Source organism: Enterobacter nematophilus (assembly GCF_026344075.1).
GTDB classification, from domain to species: domain Bacteria; phylum Pseudomonadota; class Gammaproteobacteria; order Enterobacterales; family Enterobacteriaceae; genus Enterobacter; species Enterobacter nematophilus.
The window spans coordinates 503,052-522,525 of record NZ_JAPKNE010000001.1; the positions used below are offsets into that span (position 1 = coordinate 503,052).

The following is a 19,474-nucleotide window of genomic DNA, read 5'->3' on the forward strand; positions in this document are numbered from 1 at the left end:
ATTAATTGACTTTTTGATAAGAGTAACGCATATTTCAGGACACGAATTATCAAGACTTTTGGAGGACGTTTTCTATGCCAGCCCGTGACTATCCCGACAAGCGAGTTGCCCGCGGTTTAGCAAAGGAGGCCGATCTCAGGATGTTGAGCGCCCGCATCGAGCCTGACCTGATGGAGTACATCAGAATCACCGCCTTTGAGACGCGAAAAAGCAAGCAGGAGATTGTGGCAGAAGCGTTAGCGCTTCACAGACAGCAAAGTCAATGCGGAGTCTGAGCAGGCAAAGCCTGAAAGTGTCCTTCCGGCTTTGCCCATGCTGTGATTAACCCATCAGAGCATTCAGTTTTTCAAGTGCTTCAGGCGGCAATTGCACCTCTCCCGCCGCGAGGTTTTGCCGCAGATGCGCCACGGATGAAGTGCCGGGGATCAGCAGGATGTTCGGTGAACGTTGCAGCAGCCATGCCAGCGCAACCTGCATCGCCGTTGCGCCCAGGGAATCCGCGACGGCCTGCAGGCCGGTGGACTGCAGCGGCGTGAAGCCTCCCAACGGGAAGAACGGCACATACGCAATCCCCTGCTGCGCCAGTAAATCCACCAGCGCATCGTCGCCGCGGTTCACGATGTTGTACATGTTCTGCACGCAGACGATCTGCACCATCTTCCGCGCTTCCGCCACCTGCGTGGCCGTGACGTTGCTCAGGCCAATGTGGCGCACCAGCCCTTGCTGCTGTAATTCTGCGAGGGTGGTAAGCGGTTCAGCAATCGATCCTTCTGCCGGGCCGTGTGCGCTAAACATGATCCGCAGATTCACCACGTCCAGCACATCCAGCTTCAGGTTGCGCAGGTTGTCATGCACCGCCTTGGTCAGCTCCTGCGCGGAAAAGGCCGGCAGCCAGGCCCCTTTGTCATCGCGACGAGCGCCGATCTTGGTGACGAGGGTGAGATCGTCCCGGTAAGGATGAAGCGCCTCGCAGATCAGCTGGTTCGTCACATGCGGGCCATAAAAATCGCTGGTATCGATATGATTCACACCCGCCGCCACGGCTTCGCGCAGTACGTCCAGCGCGGCCTGTTTATCCTTCGGCGGGCCAAATACGCCCGGCCCGGCAAGCTGCATTGCCCCGTAGCCCAGTCGTTTAACCGTTCGCGTTCCGAGCGCGTACGTCCCGCTTTTATCAATGCTGCTCATGTTAACCTTCCTCATAAAATGATCCGGATTTACAACAGGTTCCTGACCGAAGCCCTAAGTTAAGCGCGAGTTAAATTAAAGTTTAAATTCTATACGACGATAGTATGGGTGTACCTCTGCATCTTTTCTAACGGACGACCGCTATGCTGAAAAATCTGCACGTGATTACCGGAATTATCTTTGCCCTCACCATATTCTGTCTGCTGCAAGTTGTCACGGGAGGGTTGTTCTACTCTGCCGTCAGCAACGATCGCCATAACTTCCAGAACTCCGGCGTGCTGAATGCCCAGCAGGAAAGCCTGAGCGACAGCGTGAACACGCTGGTGAAAACGCGCGTTACCGTCACCCGCGTGGCGATCCGCTACCTGAAGAACCAGCGCGACCCGGCATCCCTTGCCGCGATTAATAAACTGCTTGGCACCGCAGGCGACTCGCTGGCTAAAGCTGAAGCCTATAACAAAGAATGGCAGAAAATGCCGCAGGTTAACGGCCAGAATGCGGCGTTAACCGACGAGATGCAGAAGTCATGGAATCAGATGCACGAGGTGATGCGTTTGTCGATTGAGTATCTGCGTGCCGACAACTACCAGGCCTATGGCGATCTGGACGCTCAGCAGGCCCAGGACGACATGGAGGCGGTCTATAACCGCTGGCGCGCCGAGAACAACACGCTGCTGAAGGCGGCAACCGAAGAGAACCAGAGCAGCTTCACGCAGATGCAGTGGACGCTGGCAGCCATTTTCCTGGCCGTTATCGCCGTGCTGGTGGTGATCTGGCAGGGTTTACAGCACCTGCTGTTAAAGCCGCTCAACGCCATTATGAACCATATTCGCGCCATTGCGGGAGGCGATCTGACGCAGGATATCACCCTCTCTGGCCGCAATGAGATGGGTCAACTGGCCGCCGGCCTGCACGAGATGCAGCAGTCGCTGGTAACGACCGTCAGCGCCGTACGCGGCAGCACCGACTCCATCTACACCGGCGCGGGTGAAATTGCCGCAGGGAGCAACGATCTTTCCGCCCGCACCGAAGAGCAGGCCTCCTCGCTCGAAGAGACTGCCGCCAGCATGGAAGAGCTGACCGCAACGGTTAAACAGAACTCCGATAACGCCCGTCAGGCGACGCTGCTGGCGAAGAATGCCTCTGAAACAGCGGCTCGCGGCGGCCACGTCGTGGATAACGTGGTGCGCACCATGAACGAAATTGCTGACAGTTCGCAGCAAATCGCCCACATTACCGGCGTGATTGACAGCATTGCGTTCCAGACCAACATTCTGGCGCTTAACGCCGCGGTAGAAGCGGCCCGCGCGGGCGAGCAAGGCCGTGGGTTTGCGGTTGTCGCCGGTGAAGTCCGTACGCTGGCCAGCCGCAGCGCGCAGGCGGCGAAAGAGATCAAAGGGCTTATCGAGAACTCCGTCAGCCGGGTGAACACCGGTTCTGAGCAGGTCAGCGAAGCGGGCGCCACCATGAAGGAGATTGTCGCCGCCGTCACCCGCGTCACCGATATCATGGGCGAGATTTCGTCCGCATCGGATGAACAGAGCCGCGGAATTGAGCAGGTGAGCCTGGCCGTGTCGCAGATGGACAGCGTGACGCAGCAAAACGCCGCGCTGGTGCAGCAGTCCGCCACGGCGGCAGCGGCGCTGGAAGATCAGTCCGAACAGCTGCGTCAGGCCGTGGCCGCGTTTCGTCTGAACGGTAAAGCAAACGCCACCGCCCCGCGCCCGGCCAACGTTAAAACGCCGCAGCTGCTGCGTCCGGCAACGGCTAACGCCGCCTCCGACAGTAACTGGGAAACGTTCTAAGCCTCAGGCGGGCGAAGATATCGCCCGCTAACGGCTGCGCTTGGCGTGCCGTTCCCAGTTCTCCTGCTTCGCTTCATCGGATTTTCGCAGGGAAACATAGCAAGCCCCGCTGCCGCCGTGATGCGGCAGCGCCACGCAGAACGCCTGCACTTCCTCGAACTCGGTTAACCAGCGTGCCAGATAGCTACGCACCACATTAGGATGCGAATTTTGCTCGCGCCCTTTCCCGTGGATGATGATGAGGTTACGTAATCCGTCACGGCTGGCCTGGCGAATAAAGGAATACAGCATCTGGCGGCAGCGTTCAGCGGGCTGACGCAACAGATTTAAGCTGGCCTGTCGGGAGTATTTACCCGAACGCAGCTTATCAATAACGCCCTGCTGAACGCCTTCGCGCTGGAACGCCAGCGGCTCGTCAAGCGGCAATAGCTCAAGGAAACCCAGGGTCAGAAAGTTGTCGAGCTGTTCGGTATCGATGTCCTGGCGAGCCCGGGTATTACGGCTTTGCTGCCAGTGGATATCGGTGCAGCGTTTCAGGGGCTGGACATCCTCCATGGCGTCAAGAAAAAGGGATTTGTCGTCAGGGTTCATGGAAATCCTCCGGCTACATCTGGCCCTGTACTATACCTGCGCCAGACAGGTGTCTCAATAACCCTTAGAAGGTGAGGCACGAGTTAAGTATTAATTCGATGAATATATATAGTAATTATAAAATGCACTTAAACCTGACTTAACTAAAACCTCAGCAACGGTAAAATAAGTGATTTACGTTAAATTTTCGTGAAATCAATCATTCACCTTCCTTTCATTTTTCGGGAAAGGTGTTATAACTAAATTTACCTGCCTCATGGATATAATACCCAGGACTTGCGAAAGGACGCACTGCTGTGTGTACTGTAGGGTCTGTCTGATGTCGGGCAGACTCTGTTTTTTTATTATGCGACGTTCACCCTGAAACTATTTTCCTCGCCTCCCTTCTGAATTGCGTAATTAATGATTCGGCAAGCGGAGTTTGGCGAGAATCCCGGCGCTGAATTAAATAATATGCGGCTTTTGGAAGCGACTCGGCAACCGGCAGAATGACCAGACGGTGCGCCAGCAGCGGGTCACAGCCTAACTCCTGCGGAAGGATACTTAAAAAATCGCTTTGCGCGACAAGGCTAATGCAGGAAGAAAAGGTTTCGCACACTACGCCAATCCGCGGTATTTGCGAGCGGTGGCTAAATAGATCTTCTAATTGCTTATAATAACTTCCCCGCGGCGTTGGCATTGTCCAGTTATAATGCAGCAGATCGTTAATGGATGTTGCCCCTGTCGCCGGATGTCCTTCCCGGCAAAATACCGCAAACGGTTTTTCGAAGAGTTTTTCAAACGTAAACTCATGGTCGTAAGGCCCCTGATAATAGGTGTTGATGGTGAAGTCCAGTTCGCCCTGGCGTAATTCATTGATCATCGACACCAGCTGACCTTCCATAATTCGCACTTTAACCTGCGGGTGCTGGGCGTGAAAACGGGTGATGACGGCGGGCATCAGGCTGCGTGACACGCTGGCCCCCATCCCGATATTGATCTGCCCGGCCAGATCCCCCTGCCGCTGGCGAATGTCATCCTGCGCCGCGCGCAGCTCTTCCAGAATCAGCCTGGCGCGCTGGTAAAACCCTTCCCCGCACTCGGTCAGCGCAACGCCTTTACTCCGGCGAACAAAAAGCTGCGCCGCCATGCCCTCCTCCAGCTCTTTGATGGATTTGGTCAGCGCCGGCTGCGAGAGATTCAGCGTCCGGCTGGCGCCGCGAATGCTGCCCTGACGCGCCACTTCAACAAACGCCCGGATTTGATGAAATTTAATCTGAAATGACATAGCCCAACCGATAACCGTTGTTTATCAGAGTAAAGAAACTGTCATCTACTTTAATGGAAAGGGATGTGCGAGGGTAATTCCTGAACGGTTAAAACTGTGAAAAAACGGTTAGTGATAAGTAAAAACTATCACAGCGTGAAGCAGTTCACATTTTTTTATGATGACAGGAACAGATATGGACACACTGGCGCAGTACATCCAGACATTAGCCCCCCAGCTGAGCGCATGGCGTCGGGATTTTCACCATTTTGCGGAATCCGGCTGGGTAGAGTTCCGTACCGCCGCAAAGGTCGCGGAAACCCTCGACTCCCTGGGCTACGAACTGGCGGTGGGTCGCGACGTGGTCGATGCCGAAAGCCGTATGGGGCTGCCCGATAACGCCACTCTGGAAAAAGAGTTTGCCCGCGCGCGCGCGCAGGGCGCGCCTGAAAAATGGCTGGCGCCGTTTGAAGGCGGATTTACCGGCATTGTGGCGACCCTGAATACCGGCCGTCCTGGCCCGACGCTGGCGTTTCGCGTCGACATGGATGCCCTGGATTTAAGCGAAGCGCTCGACGACAGCCATCGTCCGTTCCGCGACGGTTTTGCCTCCTGCAACGCGGGAATGATGCACGCCTGCGCGCACGACGGCCACACCACCATTGGCCTGGGGCTGGCAAAGGTGCTTAAGCAGAACGAAGCGCAGCTCAACGGTACCATCAAGCTGATCTTCCAGCCTGCCGAAGAAGGCACCCGCGGCGCGCGCGCCATGGTTGCCGCCGGGGCGCTGGACGGCGTGGACTATTTTACCGCCATCCATATTGGTACGGGCGTCCCCGCCGGAACGGCGATCTGCGGCAGCGATAACTTTATGGCCACCACCAAGTTCGACGTGAACTTTACCGGCGTTGCGGCACATGCGGGCGGCAAACCGGAGGATGGACGTAACGCCCTGCTTGCCGCCGCGCAGGCCGCCCTCGCCCTGCACAGCATCGCCCCGCACAGCGAAGGCGCTTCCCGCGTCAACGTCGGGGTGATGCAGGCCGGTAGCGGACGCAACGTGGTGCCCGCCAATGCCCTGATCAAGGTTGAAACCCGAGGTGAAACCGAAGCCATTAACCAGTATGTCTTTGAACGCGCGCAGGCCGTCATTACCGGCGCGGCAGCGCTCTATGGCGTGAGCGCGGAGATGCGCCTGATGGGCGCCGCCACCTCCAGCGCGCCGACGCCGGCCTGGGTTGATTACCTGCGTGAACAGGCGAGCCAGGTTTCCGGAATTGTGCACGCAATCGATAAGGTGAAAGCGCCGGCAGGCTCTGAAGACGCCACGCTGATGATGGCCCGCGTGCAGCAGAACGGCGGCATGGCGTCGTATATGGTATTCGGCACGGACTTGAGCGCCGGACATCACAACGAAAAATTCGACTTCGATGAGCAGGTCATGACGGTCGCCATTGAAACGCTGGCACGAACTGCGCTCAATTTCCCGTGGACGCGAGGTGTGTAATGCAGGAGAACTACGCTTTTATTGCCGATGCTATCGACACGCGATGTCAGACGCTAACCGATATTGCCGACGCTATTTGGGATCATCCCGAAACCCGCTTTGAAGAGTTCTGGTCCTCCAGACGGCTCGCTGACGAGCTGGAAGCCGAGGGCTTTACGCTGACCCGCGAGGCAGGCGGTATCCCCAACGCGTTTATCGCCAGCTTCGGCAGCGGGAAACCGATTATTGCCCTGCTGGGCGAATACGACGCGCTGGCCGGGCTAAGCCAGCAGGCGCACTGCACGACGGCGCAATCCGCCACGCCGGGGGCGAACGGCCACGGCTGCGGGCATAACCTGCTGGGCACCGCGGCGCTTGCGGGCGCGGTGGCGGTAAAAAGCTGGCTGGAGCAGCACGGCGGCAGCGGAACGGTGCGTTTTTACGGCTGTCCCGGTGAGGAAGGCGGCTCCGGGAAAACCTTTATGGTGCGTGAAGGTCTGTTTGATGACGTTGATGCCGCCGTCACCTGGCACCCGGAGGCCTTTGCCGGGATGTTTAACGTCAGCACGCTCGCCAACATTCAGGCGGCCTGGCGTTTTCACGGCGTGGCGGCGCATGCGGCCAACTCGCCCCATTTAGGGCGCAGCGCGCTGGACGCCGTGACGCTGATGACCACCGGCACCAACTTCCTTAACGAGCACATCATAGAGAAAGCGCGCGTCCATTACGCCATCACCGACACCGGCGGAATTTCGCCCAACGTGGTGCAGGCTCAGGCCGAGGTGCTGTACCTTATCCGCGCCCCGGAGATGGCCGACGCGCAGCAGATCTACGAGCGCATCGAGAAAATCGCCCAGGGCGCGGCGATGATGACCGAAACCACCGTCGAGTGCCGCTTTGATAAGGCCTGCTCCAGCTACCTGCCGAACCGCACGCTCGAGGCTGCGATGTACCGCGCGTTGCAGCACTACGGCACGCCGGAGTGGACCGATGAAGAGCGCGACTTTGCCCGCGAAATCCGCGCCACGCTGACGCCAAACGATCTGCAGAACAGCCTGAAAAACATTGCCGCAACGGGGGGAGACGCAGGCAAAGCCTTTGCCCGCCGCCATCAGGAGACGCTGCTGGTGGATGAAGTCGCGCCCTATGCCATCACGGATAACGTGCTGGCGGGTTCAACGGACGTGGGTGACGTCAGCTGGAAAATGCCGGTCGCCCAGTGCTTCAGCCCCTGCTTTACCGTCGGGACGCCGCTGCACACCTGGCAGCTGGTGGCGCAGGGACGAACCTCCATTGCCCACAAAGGCATGCTGCTGGCCGGGAAAGTGATGGGTGCCACCGCGCTCAATCTGCTGCAGGACGCAGCGCTGCTAAAAACATGTCGTGAAGAGTTCGAACAACAAATAGAAGAAAAACCGTACGCGTGTCCGATCCCACGGGGCGTGACACCGTCACCTTTAAAATAAAAAAACACAACACAACACAACAACACAACACTCCCGAGGAACGCCCATGAGTATGTCATCCATACCTTCGCATTCCCCATCCGGTAAGCTCTATGGCTGGGTTGAAAGGATCGGCAATAAAGTACCGCACCCTTTCCTGCTGTTTATCTATCTGATAGTGATTTTAATGGTCGCCACCGCCGTGCTCTCCGCCTTTGACGTCAGCGTGCGTAGCCCGGCCGACGGCAGCCTGGTGGCGGTGAAAAACCTGCTCAGCGTTGACGGGCTGCACTGGTTTTTACCGAACGTCATCAAAAACTTCAGCGGTTTCGCCCCGCTGGGTGCCATTCTGGCGCTGGTGCTGGGAGCCGGTCTGGCGGAACGCGTGGGCTTGCTGCCCGCGCTGATGGTGAAAATGGCGTCCCACGTCAGCGCGCGCTACGCCAGCTACATGGTGCTGTTTATCGCCTTCTTCAGCCACATTTCGTCCGACGCCGCGCTGGTGATTATGCCGCCGATGGGGGCGCTGATCTTCCTCGCCGTCGGGCGTCATCCCGTGGCGGGTCTGCTGTCGGCCATTGCGGGCGTGGGCTGCGGGTTTACCGCCAACCTGCTGATCGTCACCACCGACGTCCTGCTCTCGGGCATCAGCACGGAGGCGGCGAAGACCATTGATGCGGCCATGCACGTCAGCGTGATCGACAACTGGTACTTTATGGCGAGCTCGGTGATCGTCCTGACGATTGTCGGCGGGCTGATTACCGATAAAATCATCGAGCCGCGTCTGGGCAAATGGGAAGGCCGTAGCGATGAAAAGCTGGAGACGCTGAGTAAAGAACAGCGCTTCGGCCTGCGCGTTGCCGGGATTGTCTCGCTGGCGTTTATCGCGCTGGTGGCGCTGATGGTGGTGCCGGAAAACGGCATACTGCGCGATCCGGTAAAGCATACCGTCCTGCCGTCGCCGTTTATTCAGGGCATCGTGCCGCTGATTATTCTCTTCTTCTTTGTCGTTTCGCTCGCCTACGGTATCGCGACCGGCAAAATCCGCCGGCAGGGCGATCTGCCGCAGCTGATGATCGAGCCGATGAAAGAGATGGCGGGCTTTATCGTGATGGTGTTCCCGCTGGCGCAGTTTGTGGCGATGTTTAACTGGAGCAACATGGGCAAGTTTATGGCCGTAGGCCTGACCGATGCGCTGGAGGCTGCCGGGCTAAGCGGCGTACCGGCGTTTGTCGGGCTGGCGCTGCTGTCATCCCTGCTGTGCATGTTTATTGCCAGCGGCTCCGCCATCTGGTCAATTCTGGCGCCGATCTTCGTGCCGATGTTTATGATGCTCGGGTTCCACCCGGCGTTTGCCCAGATCCTGTTCCGCATCGCGGACTCCTCGGTGATCCCGCTGGCGCCCGTCTCACCTTTCGTTCCGCTGTTTTTAGGCTTCCTGCAGCGCTATAAGCCCGAGGCCAGACTGGGTACCTACTATTCGCTGGTTTTACCCTACCCGCTTATCTTTTTAGGGGTATGGCTGGTGATGCTGGTGGCATGGTATCTTGTCGGCCTGCCGATTGGGCCGGGGATATACCCGAGGCTGAACTAAAGGATTGAAAATGCTGAGATTACTCGAAGATAAAATTGCGACGCCGCTCGGGCCGCTGTGGGTGATCGCTGACGAGCAGTTCTGCCTGCGCGCCGTTGAGTGGGAAGAGCACAGCGATCGCATGGAGGAACTGCTTGATATTCATTACCGCGCACAGGGTTATGAACGCATCAGCGCCACCAACCCGGGCGGGCTGAGCGACAAGCTTGCGGCGTATTTTGAAGGCGATCTCAGCATCATTGACACTCTGCCGACCGCCACGGCAGGTACCCCTTTTCAGCGCGAAGTGTGGCAGGCGCTGCGGTCGATACCGTGCGGGCAGGTCATGCATTACGGCCAGCTCGCGGAGCAGCTAGGCCGCGCAGGCGCCGCACGCGCGGTGGGTGCCGCCAATGGCTCTAATCCGGTCAGCATTGTGGTGCCCTGCCATCGGGTCATTGGCCGCAACGGCACCATGACCGGCTATGCCGGCGGGGTGCAGCGCAAGGAGTGGTTACTGCGTCACGAAGGGTATCTCTTGCTGTAGATCCCAGGCTTTTAGTGCTTAATTTTCTACCGGTTAGGCTAAAAATCCATAATCAAGCTGTGGAATTTCAAGAAGATGGCAACACGTTGCCGTCTCTTGTCCTTATTGAGGGTTTGTCAGGCTTACGTACTTACCAAAAAGATGTTAAAATTGACCAATATCAATTAAGGCTTGAGCAAACCTATGATCCCGGAAAAGCGAATTATACGACGCATTCAGTCTGGCGGTTGTGCTATCCATTGCCAGGATTGCAGCATCAGCCAGCTCTGTATCCCGTTTACCCTGAATGAGCATGAACTCGATCAGCTTGATAACATTATCGAGCGCAAAAAGCCTATTCAGAAAGGGCAGACGCTGTTTAAAGCGGGAGACGAACTGAAATCGCTCTATGCTATCCGCTCTGGCACCATCAAGAGCTACACCATCACCGAACAGGGTGATGAGCAGATCACCGGCTTCCATCTGGCAGGCGATCTGGTGGGCTTTGATGCCATCGGCACTGGCCACCACCCGAGCTTTGCTCAGGCACTCGAAACCTCTATGGTTTGCGAAATCCCGTTTGAAACCCTGGACGATCTGTCCGGCAAGATGCCTAACCTGCGTCAGCAGATGATGCGTCTGATGAGCGGTGAGATCAAAGGCGACCAGGACATGATCCTGCTGCTTTCCAAAAAGAATGCAGAAGAGCGCCTGGCCGCGTTTATCTATAACCTCTCCCGCCGCTTCGCCGAACGCGGTTTCTCGCCGCGTGAGTTCCGTCTGACCATGACCCGTGGCGATATCGGTAACTACCTGGGCCTGACCGTTGAAACCATCAGCCGTCTGCTGGGCCGTTTCCAGAAGAGCGGAATGCTGGCCGTTAAGGGTAAATACATCACTATCGAAAACGGCGAAGCGCTGGCCGTTCTTGCCGGACACGCCCGTAACGTGGCGTAACTCTCCGCATGTTGATAACCAGACTGATAAATTCATGTGATTTATTGGTCTGGTATAATCGCTTCCGCTTTAAGACATTTTCACCGTAGCTCGTCCCCACACAGCGCCTGAAAGGTTGTCGTTGAGGTTATGAATTGAGAGAAAGTTTGTTTTTCGTTTCAGTCGTGATTGCCTCAGTGACCTTTATCTTCATCTGGATAATGCTGGTCGGCCCGATGAAGGGGGAGGAAAAAACCTACGTTCAGGATTCCACGACCTTTGCGATAGCGGTGATGGTGCTGCTGTTCATTGCGTTTATCGCGGTGACAACCACCGTGCTTTTCCTCTGATAAATTTTCATGAATTATTGATCTGGCAAAAGCTCTCCTCTGTTTCATTCAGGATATATAGGTTACTCTTTTAATTACAGACTGTGGTGACAGTAGTAAGGAGACCTGTATGGCTAAGTATCAAAACATGCTGGTAGCTATCGATCCGAATCAGGACGATCAGCCGGCATTACGACGCGCTGTGTATTTACATCAACGGATTGGTGGCAAAATCAAAGCGTTTTTGCCGATCTATGACTTCTCGTATGAGATGACCACCCTTCTGTCGCCTGACGAGCGCACCGCTATGCGTCAGGGCGTCATCAGCCAGCGTACCGCGTGGATCCGTGAACAGGCGAAGTATTACCTGGAAGCGGGTGTGCCTATTGATATTAAAGTGGTCTGGCATAACCGACCTTTTGAAGCCATTATCCAGGAAGTTGTTGCCGGTGGGCACGACCTGCTGCTGAAGATGGCGCACCAGCACGACAAGCTGGAGTCCGTGATCTTCACCCCGACCGACTGGCATCTGCTGCGCAAATGCCCTTGCCCGGTCTGGATGGTGAAAGACCAGCCGTGGCCTGAAGGCGGGAAAGCCGTTGTGGCGGTGAATCTCGCGAGCGAAGAGGATTACCACAATTCGCTTAACGAGAAGCTGGTGAAGGAGACCATCCAGCTTGCCGATCAGGTTAACCATACCGAAGTGCACCTGGTGGGCGCCTATCCGGTTACCCCGATCAATATCGCCATTGAGCTGCCGGAATTTGACCCTAGCGTCTATAACGACGCGATCCGCGGTCAGCACCTGCTGGCGATGAAAGCGCTGCGCCAGAAGTTCAGCATTGACGAGAACATGACGCACGTGGAAAAAGGTTTGCCTGAAGAGGTGATCCCCGATTTAGCCGAGCATCTGCAGGCCGGGATTGTGGTCCTGGGGACCATTGGCCGGACCGGTATTTCTGCCGCCTTCCTCGGCAACACTGCCGAACAGGTGATCGACCATCTGCGCTGTGACCTGCTGGTCATCAAGCCGGATGAGTATCAGACGCCGATTGAGCTGGACGACCCGGAAGACGATTAGCGCAAGCATCAAAGCCCGCCTCTCCGGCGGGCTTTTCTCATCAGCTCTCCATTACCGGCTTCGGCTGTTCACCTGACTCCTCCTGCATCCACGGCGCGTGCAATACCATGCTGGGCAGCGCCAGCTTAATCTCCTGGGCGTTTAGCCCTTCAAGAATACGGATATTGATCTCCTGCTGGATGTCCATGTATTTGTTGTAATCCGCGGTATTAACAATATGGACGACTTCAAACGTCAGGCGGTCGCGGTCGAATCCCAGAAAATGGGCGCGATCGAATTTAGTCTCACCGACATCGGTGATGATCTGCCTGACCATATCCCCTACGTAGCGCAGCTTATCGGGCGGCGTGTCGCTGGCAACGCCAAAGGTGAAGACGATGCGGCGCGTCTGCATGCGCTTGTAGTTGTGAAGCGTCTGCTGAAGCAAAATGGCGTTGCCGCAGACGATCTGCTCCCCGCTCAGGCTGCGGATACGGGTCGTTTTCAGGCCAATGTGCTCTACCGTCCCCGCCACGTCGTTGAACACCACGAAATCGCCAATTTCAAACGGCTTATCAAAGCCGATAGAGAGTGAGGCAAACACGTCGCTGAGGATCGTTTGTACGGCGAGGGCGATGGCAATACCCCCTACCCCAAGGCTGGCAACCAGAGCAGTGATGTTGACGCCCGCGTTAGCAAGGATAGACAGCAGCATCACTGACCAGACGATGGCACGGAGAATAAGCCCCGTGATCACCAGCGTAACCGGGTTTTTATGGCTTCCCGGTGCCAGCATGACGTGACGAAGCCACGACACCACCCCCTGATCCATCCACAGCGCCACCTGGATGGCGAAGACAAGGAACCAGGCGTGGCTGACGGTGCTAAAAAGATGATCGGGTAAGTCAACGAAGCGCAGGCTGAAGAGCAGCGCCACCACAAACAGCAGGAAGCGGCTGGTGCGGTTAAGCATATCGGTCAGGATAAAGCGCATCCGGTTGGTGGTTGGGTGCTTGTCGCCCCAGGTGGTGATGCCTTTCTTAACGAACGCGATCAGGCGCGTCAGCAGCCAGTACACCAGCAGCGTCACAAAGACAACCGTGGCGGCGCCTATCCAGAACGTTGGCGTCATCATCAGCGCGATGATGTCGAAGCGGGACAGAAATTGCATTACACCTCCTCGTATTACACAAAGGGTAAAGTATAGACAGAGGAGAAAAGCTGACCGCAGAAATAGGAAAACCGCCCCGAAGGGCGGTTTGACAGGAGAAAGCGAATTACAGCGCTTTCAGAATCGCATCCACGCTGGCCTTGGCGTCGCCAAACAGCATGTGGGTATTCTCTTTGAAGAACAGCGGGTTCTGCACGCCAGCATAGCCGGTGTTCATGGAGCGTTTGAAGACAATGACGTTCTGCGCCTTCCACACTTCCAGAACCGGCATCCCGGCGATTGGGCTACGCGGATCGTCCTGCGCCGCCGGGTTAACGGTGTCGTTAGCGCCAATAACCAGCACGGTGTCGGTGTCGGCGAAATCATCGTTGATCTCGTCCATCTCCAGCACGATGTCGTATGGCACCTTCGCTTCCGCCAGCAGCACGTTCATGTGTCCAGGCAGACGCCCCGCCACCGGGTGGATACCAAAGCGCACCTTGATACCGCGCGCGCGCAGCTTCTCGGTGATTTCCGCCACCGGATACTGCGCCTGCGCCACCGCCATGCCGTAGCCCGGGGTGATGATCACAGAATGCGAGTTTTTCAGCATCTCTGCCGTGTCTTCCGCGCTTATCTCACGGTGCTCGCCCACTTCTTCGTCAGAGCCGGTAGAAGAACCGTCAGAACCGAAGCCGCCGGCGATAACGCTGATGAACGAACGGTTCATCGCCTTACACATGATGTAAGACAGGATGGCACCGGAAGAACCGACCAGCGCACCGGTGACGATCAGCAGGTCGTTGCTCAGCATAAAGCCTGCCGCCGCCGCTGCCCAACCGGAGTAGGAGTTCAGCATCGAGACAACCACCGGCATATCCGCACCGCCGATGGATGCCACCAGATGCCAGCCAAACGCCAGCGCGATGATGGTCATCACCAGCAGCGCCAGTACCTGCAGGCCCACGCTTTCGGTACGCACGAAGACCACCAGCAGCACAAACGACACCACCAGCGCCGCCAGGTTCAGCTTGTGACGGTTAGGCAGCATCAGCGGTTTAGAAGAGATCTTACCGCGCAGCTTGCCGAACGCCACGATAGAACCGGTGAAGGTCACAGCACCGATGAAGATGCCGAGGAACACTTCGGTCAGGTGAATGTTGACCAGAATCGGCTCCATGCCCGGTTCATGATACAGGTAGCTGTTGAAGCCCACCAGCACCGCCGCCAGACCCACGAAGCTGTGCAGAATCGCCACCAGCTCCGGCATCTCGGTCATTTCAACGCGCTTCGCGAGGCGAATACCAATCGCGCCGCCGATGATCATCGCTACCAGGATCCACGCCACGTTGCCGGTATCCGGCCCGAAGATGGTGGCAATCAGCGCAATCGCCATCCCGGCGATACCAAAGTTATTTCCCTGCTGAGACGTTTCGTGTTTGGAAAGTCCCGCCAGACTGAAAATAAACAGGATTGCAGCAACAATGTATGCGGCTGTAACTAATCCTCCAGACATATGCTACCCCTTAGCCTTTACGAAACATTTTCAGCATGCGCTGAGTCACGGTGAAACCACCGAAAATATTGATACTGGCGATCAGCACCGCGATAAAGCTCAGGAAGCTGATCCAGCCGCCGTGCCCAATCTGCAGCAACGCCCCCACCACGATGATCCCGGAGATAGCGTTGGTGACCGACATCAGCGGCGTGTGCAGCGCATGGGAAACGTTCCACACCACGTAGTAACCCACAACGCAAGAGAGTGCGAAGACGGTAAAGTGGCCGAGGAACTCTTTCGGCGCGACGTCAGCCAGCCAGCCGAACAGAATAATGACCAGCGCCATGATGGCGTATTTGCGCCACGGAGAAGACGGTTTAGCCGGTTCTTTTGGCTCTGGTGCCGCTTTCGGCGCAGCCTGAGGCTGGGCTGAAACCTGAATAGGCGGCGCAGGCCAGGTAATTTCACCTTCGCGCACCACGGTAACCCCGCGCACCACCACATCGTCAAAATCGACGGTGATGTTGCCGTCTTTCTCTTTGCAGAGCAGCTTCAGCAGGTTAACCAGGTTGGTGCCGTACAGCTGAGACGACTGGGTTGGCAGGCGGCCAGGCAGGTCGGTATAGCCGATCACCTTCACGCCGTTAGCGGTCGTGGTCACCTGATTGGCAACGGTATACTCGCAGTTACCGCCGTTTTGTGCCGCCAGGTCGACAATCACGCTGCCCGGCTTCATGGAGTCGACCATTTCGCGGGTGATCAGCTTCGGCGCGGGTTTACCCGGAATAAGCGCGGTAGTAACAATAATGTCGACGTCTTTCGCCTGCGCGGCGAAGAGTTCCATTTCGGCTTTGATAAAGGCTTCGGACATCACTTTCGCGTAACCATCACCGCTGCCCGCTTCTTCCTTAAAGTCCAGCTCAAGGAATTCGGCACCCATGCTCTGAACCTGTTCCTTCACTTCGGGACGGGTGTCGAACGCGCGCACGATAGCGCCCAGGCTGTTTGCCGCACCGATTGCGGCAAGACCCGCCACACCCGCGCCAATCACCATCACTTTCGCCGGTGGGACTTTCCCCGCCGCGGTGATCTGGCCGGTAAAGAAGCGTCCAAATTCGTGGGCGGCTTCAACAATGGCGCGGTAGCCAGCAATGTTTGCCATGGAGCTCAGCGCATCCAGCGACTGCGCGCGCGAAATACGCGGCACGGAGTCCATCGCCATCACGGTCACGCCACGGGCCGCCAGCTTCTCCATCAGTTCAGGATTTTGCGCAGGCCAGACGAAGCTCACCAGCGTGGTGCCTGGATTCAGCAGCGCAATCTCACTCTCTTCCGGCGCGTTGACCTTCAGAATCACGGGCGACTGCCAGACTTCAGCACCGTCCACCACTTCCGCGCCAGCCTGAATAAAGGCGTCGTCATCGAAACTCGCCAGCTTGCCTGCGCCGCTTTCAACCGCGACGGTAAAACCCAGCTTAAGCAGTTGCTCCACCGTTTTCGGTGTTGCCGCTACGCGGGTTTCATTGGCTAACCGTTCTTTTGGTACCCCAATACGCATAGTTTTCCCTTCCATCGGTTTTTGATGATGGTTTGTCGATAAATGCCTGCGGTTTGTATCAATTTTCGCCAGCTTGATAGCGACGAGAAATGAGTAACCCCGCAAAATAAAACAGTAACAAACTGTCTATAACCTACTGAAAATAGCGCTTGTGATCTACCGCCAGAAAACACTATTTCTTACTTTATCTGCGAAAAATAAGCGATCGGCGTCACTGACAGTGATATTTACCTTAAATTCATCGCCAGAACCGATAAATAGCGCAAGCGAAGCGGTAAAAACATGATATAGCGCCATAAGAGAACAAGTTATTAACATTAAATTAACTTGTAAAAGTCATATGCTTTATCAGTTTTGCTTGTCAAACGCCTGTTTTTTCAACATATCACTAAATGTTATCGAATTCGGTAATTCAGTGAGCACAGGCAGTGAAAAATGGCGCAGACAGCGACGGGTTTTAAATGCCATAATCGGGACCGTCTCAAATTAACAACAACACCAGTACATGGTTTGCGCAAGGCGAAGGATTATTTTTATGAAGCTTAAGAACACACTCCTGGCGTCCGCACTTCTTTGTGCGACCGCCCTGTCTGCGAATGCCGCAACAGAGTTAACGCCGGAGCAAGCGGCAGCGTTAAAACCTTTTGACCATACGGTCATTGTGGGTCGTTATAATTCTATTGGCGATGCCGTCGCCGCCGCATCAAAAGCCGCGGATAAAAACGGGGCGGCCTCCTTTTACGTTGTTGACCAGTCCGATTACGGCAACAGCGGTAACCAGCGCGTGACCATTGCGCTGTATAAAGATAATGCACCAAAGGCTGACGCGCCGAAAAACCGCGTAATCAACGGTATCGTTGAGCTGCCGAAAGATCAGGCCATTGAGCTGGAACCTTACGACACCGTTACCGTTCAGGGCTTCTATCGCAGCCAGCCTGAAGTGAACGATGCCATCACCAAAGCCGCGAAAGAGAAAGGTGCCTACTCTTTCTATATCGTGCGTCAGGTGGATGCTAACCAGGGCGGCAATCAGCGCATTACCGCATTCATCTACAAAGAAGATGCGAAAAAACGCGTTCTGCAGAGCCCGGATGCCATCCCTGCGGATTCTGAAGCGGGTCGCGCGGCGATAGCCAAAGGCGGCGAAGAAGCGAAGAAAGTTGAAATTCCAGGCGTAGCGACCTCCGCGGCGCCAAGCGCTGAAGTGGGCCGTTTCTTTGAAACGCAGTCCACGAAAGGTGGCCGTTACTCCGTGACGCTGCCGGACGGCACCAAAATTGAAGAGCTGAACAAAGCCACTGCCGCGCAGATGGTGCCGTTCGACAGCATCAAGTTTACCGGCAACTATGGCAATATGACTGAAGTCTCTTACCAGGTCGCGAAGCGTGCGGCGAAGAAAGGGGCGAAGTATTACCACATCACCCGCCAGTGGCAGGAACGTGGTAACAACGTGACCATCAGCGCCGATCTGTACAAGTAACAAAAACCGTTGACGAAAGGCGGCGCAATGCCGCCTTTTTTTGTTACTTTTTTCGAATTTCTGCCACACATCATTGCATGCTCTCGTTACACTCCGTAAAATCCCGCGCCTTAGTGTGATCCACCATTTTTATGCGCCTTAGCGAAATAATTATTCTGGATTGGGACTTTTCATAACAGGAAGCCAATGGAAAAGAAACTTGGCCTGAGTGCTCTGACTGCACTCGTTTTAAGCTCAATGCTGGGTGCGGGCGTATTCAGTTTACCGCAGAACATGGCGGCCGTCGCAAGCCCGGCCGCCCTGCTCATTGGCTGGGGCATTACCGGTGTCGGGATATTACTGCTGGCGTTCGCCATGCTGCTGCTGACCCGCGTTCGCCCGGATCTGGACGGCGGAATTTTCACCTATGCACGTGAAGGTTTCGGCGAGCTGATTGGCTTCTGCTCCGCCTGGGGCTACTGGCTGTGCGCGGTCATCGCCAACGTCTCTTATCTGGTGATTGTCTTCTCGGCGCTCAGTTTCTTTACCGATACCCCTGAGCTGCGCCTGTTTGGCGACGGCAATACCTGGCAGTCCATCGTCGGCGCTTCGATGCTGCTGTGGATTGTACACTGGCTGATTTTGCGCGGTGTTCAGACCGCCGCCAGCATCAACCTGGTGGCGACGCTGGCGAAGCTGGTGCCGCTTGGCCTGTTTATCGTGCTGGCCTTTATCGCGTTCCGTCTCGACGTGTTTTCGCTTGATTTCAGCGGCATTGCGCTGGGCGTTCCGGTCTGGGAGCAGGTGAAAAACACGATGCTGATTACCCTGTGGGTGTTTATCGGCGTTGAGGGTGCCGTCGTGGTTTCTGCCCGCGCGCGTAATAAGCGCGATGTGGGCCGCGCCACGCTGCTGGCCGTCCTGGCAGCGCTGGGCGTGTATCTGCTGGTGACCCTGCTGTCGCTGGGCGTGGTGGCGCGTCCTGAACTGGCCGAAATGCGTAACCCGTCCATGGCAGGCCTGATGGTGAAAATGCTCGGCCCGTGGGGCGACGTGGTGATTGCCGCAGGGCTGATTGTCTCCGTCTGCGGCGCTTACCTGAGCTGGACCATCATGGCGGCTGAAGTGCCGTTCCTGGCCGCGACGCACAAGGCGTTTCCACGCCTGTTTGCCCGTCAAAACCAAAATAATGCGCCATCTGCCTCACTCTGGCTGACCAACATCAGCGTTCAGGTCTGTCTGGTGCTGATCTGGCTCACAGGTTCAGACTATAACACCCTGTTGACCATCGCCTCGGAGATGATTCTGGTACCCTATTTCTTAGTGGGTGCGTATTTGTTAAAAATCGCCACGCGTCCGGCGCACTATGTTGTGGGCGTAGGGGCCTGTATTTACGGTCTGTGGTTGTTGTATGCTTCCGGGCCGATGCATCTGCTGCTGTCGGTAGTGCTGTATGCGCCGGGCCTGCTGGTGTTTATCTACGCCCGCCGCACGCATCAGTTGGAGAACGCGCTGAAACGCCGTGAAATGGCCTTAATCGGGCTGTTACTGGTTGCTGCCGTACCGGCAACCTGGATGTTAATGGGATAGCACTGTCTTTCCCATTGTTGAACTGTAAAGGAGA

At 56.4% G+C, this 19,474-nt stretch carries 17 protein-coding genes; 11 read left to right on the top strand and 6 right to left on the bottom strand.

From position 1 onward, the window contains the following. Window positions 1-74 precede the first annotated feature (74 nt). The gene (locus OSH03_RS02310) at window positions 75-275 is read left to right on the top strand and encodes a hypothetical protein (RefSeq protein ID WP_061098382.1); all 201 of its coding nucleotides are present in this window, start codon (window positions 75-77) and stop codon (window positions 273-275) included. Between the two features lie 46 nt (window positions 276-321). Here the strand turns inward: OSH03_RS02310 and OSH03_RS02315 are convergent, their stop codons facing one another. Then, complete coding sequence (locus OSH03_RS02315; protein WP_266178165.1) at window positions 322-1,188, bottom strand: aldo/keto reductase family oxidoreductase; 867 nt, start codon at window positions 1,186-1,188, stop codon at window positions 322-324. Between the two features lie 143 nt (window positions 1,189-1,331). Here OSH03_RS02315 and tcp point away from each other — a divergent pair, with 143 nt between their 5' ends. Then, window positions 1,332-2,993, top strand: coding sequence for a methyl-accepting chemotaxis citrate transducer (tcp, locus tag OSH03_RS02320; RefSeq protein ID WP_061098384.1), 1,662 nt, complete (start codon window positions 1,332-1,334; stop codon window positions 2,991-2,993). Window positions 2,994-3,020: 27 nt separating this feature from the next. Here the strand turns inward: tcp and smrA are convergent, their stop codons facing one another. Together smrA and OSH03_RS02330 are read right to left on the bottom strand one after the other, a co-directional pair. Next, on the bottom strand, window positions 3,021-3,584 hold the full coding sequence (gene smrA / locus OSH03_RS02325) for a DNA endonuclease SmrA (protein WP_061098385.1): 564 nt from the start codon (window positions 3,582-3,584) through the stop codon (window positions 3,021-3,023). Between the two features lie 355 nt (window positions 3,585-3,939). Beyond that, a complete protein-coding gene (locus OSH03_RS02330) occupies window positions 3,940-4,851 on the bottom strand; it encodes a LysR family transcriptional regulator (RefSeq protein WP_028012950.1) in 912 nt (303 codons plus the stop codon). A gap of 175 nt (window positions 4,852-5,026) precedes the next feature. On the opposite strand from OSH03_RS02330, the gene OSH03_RS02335 reads away from it, so the two are divergent. From OSH03_RS02335 to uspE, 7 genes are all read left to right on the top strand, one after another. Further along, window positions 5,027-6,337 carry a M20 family metallo-hydrolase gene (locus OSH03_RS02335; RefSeq protein WP_266178166.1) on the top strand — a complete coding sequence of 437 codons (1,311 nt, stop codon included), beginning with the start codon at window positions 5,027-5,029 and terminating at the stop codon, window positions 6,335-6,337. Continuing rightward, window positions 6,337-7,782: a M20 family metallopeptidase gene (locus OSH03_RS02340; protein ID WP_266178167.1), complete on the top strand. Its 1,446-nt coding sequence runs from the start codon at window positions 6,337-6,339 to the stop codon at window positions 7,780-7,782. The genes OSH03_RS02335 and OSH03_RS02340 overlap by 1 nt, the downstream gene beginning before the upstream one ends. 46 nt (window positions 7,783-7,828) lie before the next feature. Continuing rightward, a complete protein-coding gene (gene abgT / locus OSH03_RS02345; protein ID WP_061098388.1) occupies window positions 7,829-9,355 on the top strand; it encodes a p-aminobenzoyl-glutamate transporter in 1,527 nt (508 codons plus the stop codon). 10 nt (window positions 9,356-9,365) lie between these two features. Continuing rightward, complete coding sequence (gene ogt, locus OSH03_RS02350; RefSeq protein WP_028012946.1) at window positions 9,366-9,881, top strand: methylated-DNA--[protein]-cysteine S-methyltransferase; 516 nt, start codon at window positions 9,366-9,368, stop codon at window positions 9,879-9,881. A 183-nt stretch (window positions 9,882-10,064) separates the two neighbouring features. Further along, window positions 10,065-10,817: a fumarate/nitrate reduction transcriptional regulator Fnr gene (gene fnr / locus OSH03_RS02355; protein ID WP_006174991.1), complete on the top strand. Its 753-nt coding sequence runs from the start codon at window positions 10,065-10,067 to the stop codon at window positions 10,815-10,817. 146 nt (window positions 10,818-10,963) lie between these two features. Then, window positions 10,964-11,146 carry a hypothetical protein gene (locus OSH03_RS02360; protein WP_014883604.1) on the top strand — a complete coding sequence of 61 codons (183 nt, stop codon included), beginning with the start codon at window positions 10,964-10,966 and terminating at the stop codon, window positions 11,144-11,146. Window positions 11,147-11,255: 109 nt separating this feature from the next. Continuing rightward, complete coding sequence (uspE, locus tag OSH03_RS02365; protein ID WP_028012944.1) at window positions 11,256-12,206, top strand: universal stress protein UspE; 951 nt, start codon at window positions 11,256-11,258, stop codon at window positions 12,204-12,206. Between the two features lie 40 nt (window positions 12,207-12,246). Here the strand turns inward: uspE and OSH03_RS02370 are convergent, their stop codons facing one another. The 3 genes from OSH03_RS02370 to pntA form a co-directional block, all read right to left on the bottom strand. Beyond that, window positions 12,247-13,356, bottom strand: coding sequence for a mechanosensitive ion channel family protein (locus tag OSH03_RS02370; protein ID WP_151413861.1), 1,110 nt, complete (start codon window positions 13,354-13,356; stop codon window positions 12,247-12,249). 106 nt (window positions 13,357-13,462) lie between these two features. Further along, window positions 13,463-14,851: a Re/Si-specific NAD(P)(+) transhydrogenase subunit beta gene (gene pntB / locus OSH03_RS02375; RefSeq protein WP_013096868.1), complete on the bottom strand. Its 1,389-nt coding sequence runs from the start codon at window positions 14,849-14,851 to the stop codon at window positions 13,463-13,465. Window positions 14,852-14,861: 10 nt separating this feature from the next. Beyond that, window positions 14,862-16,391 carry a Re/Si-specific NAD(P)(+) transhydrogenase subunit alpha gene (pntA, locus tag OSH03_RS02380; protein ID WP_266178168.1) on the bottom strand — a complete coding sequence of 510 codons (1,530 nt, stop codon included), beginning with the start codon at window positions 16,389-16,391 and terminating at the stop codon, window positions 14,862-14,864. 535 nt (window positions 16,392-16,926) lie between these two features. On the opposite strand from pntA, the gene ydgH reads away from it, so the two are divergent. Then, the gene (ydgH, locus tag OSH03_RS02385; RefSeq protein ID WP_028012941.1) at window positions 16,927-17,871 is read left to right on the top strand and encodes a DUF1471 family protein YdgH; all 945 of its coding nucleotides are present in this window, start codon (window positions 16,927-16,929) and stop codon (window positions 17,869-17,871) included. 186 nt (window positions 17,872-18,057) lie between these two features. Next, window positions 18,058-19,440 (top strand): amino acid permease, encoded by a 1,383-nt coding sequence (locus OSH03_RS02390; protein ID WP_266178169.1) that lies wholly within the window; start codon window positions 18,058-18,060, stop codon window positions 19,438-19,440. The last annotated feature ends 34 nt before the right edge of the window (window positions 19,441-19,474 follow it).

Bases quoted from the DNA above. Each gene is read 5' to 3' on its own strand.
- OSH03_RS02310 (WP_061098382.1), top strand. From the start codon at position 75: ATGCCAGCCCGTGACTATCCCGACAAGCGAGTTGCCCGCGGTTTAGCA.
- OSH03_RS02315 (WP_266178165.1), bottom strand. From the start codon at position 1,188: ATGAGCAGCATTGATAAAAGCGGGACGTACGCGCTCGGAACGCGAACG.
- tcp (WP_061098384.1), top strand. From the start codon at position 1,332: ATGCTGAAAAATCTGCACGTGATTACCGGAATTATCTTTGCCCTCACC.
- smrA (WP_061098385.1), bottom strand. From the start codon at position 3,584: ATGAACCCTGACGACAAATCCCTTTTTCTTGACGCCATGGAGGATGTC.
- OSH03_RS02330 (WP_028012950.1), bottom strand. From the start codon at position 4,851: ATGTCATTTCAGATTAAATTTCATCAAATCCGGGCGTTTGTTGAAGTG.
- OSH03_RS02335 (WP_266178166.1), top strand. From the start codon at position 5,027: ATGGACACACTGGCGCAGTACATCCAGACATTAGCCCCCCAGCTGAGC.
- OSH03_RS02340 (WP_266178167.1), top strand. From the start codon at position 6,337: ATGCAGGAGAACTACGCTTTTATTGCCGATGCTATCGACACGCGATGT.
- abgT (WP_061098388.1), top strand. From the start codon at position 7,829: ATGAGTATGTCATCCATACCTTCGCATTCCCCATCCGGTAAGCTCTAT.
- ogt (WP_028012946.1), top strand. From the start codon at position 9,366: ATGCTGAGATTACTCGAAGATAAAATTGCGACGCCGCTCGGGCCGCTG.
- fnr (WP_006174991.1), top strand. From the start codon at position 10,065: ATGATCCCGGAAAAGCGAATTATACGACGCATTCAGTCTGGCGGTTGT.
- uspE (WP_028012944.1), top strand. From the start codon at position 11,256: ATGGCTAAGTATCAAAACATGCTGGTAGCTATCGATCCGAATCAGGAC.
- OSH03_RS02370 (WP_151413861.1), bottom strand. From the start codon at position 13,356: ATGCAATTTCTGTCCCGCTTCGACATCATCGCGCTGATGATGACGCCA.
- pntB (WP_013096868.1), bottom strand. From the start codon at position 14,851: ATGTCTGGAGGATTAGTTACAGCCGCATACATTGTTGCTGCAATCCTG.
- pntA (WP_266178168.1), bottom strand. From the start codon at position 16,391: ATGCGTATTGGGGTACCAAAAGAACGGTTAGCCAATGAAACCCGCGTA.
- ydgH (WP_028012941.1), top strand. From the start codon at position 16,927: ATGAAGCTTAAGAACACACTCCTGGCGTCCGCACTTCTTTGTGCGACC.
- OSH03_RS02390 (WP_266178169.1), top strand. From the start codon at position 18,058: ATGGAAAAGAAACTTGGCCTGAGTGCTCTGACTGCACTCGTTTTAAGC.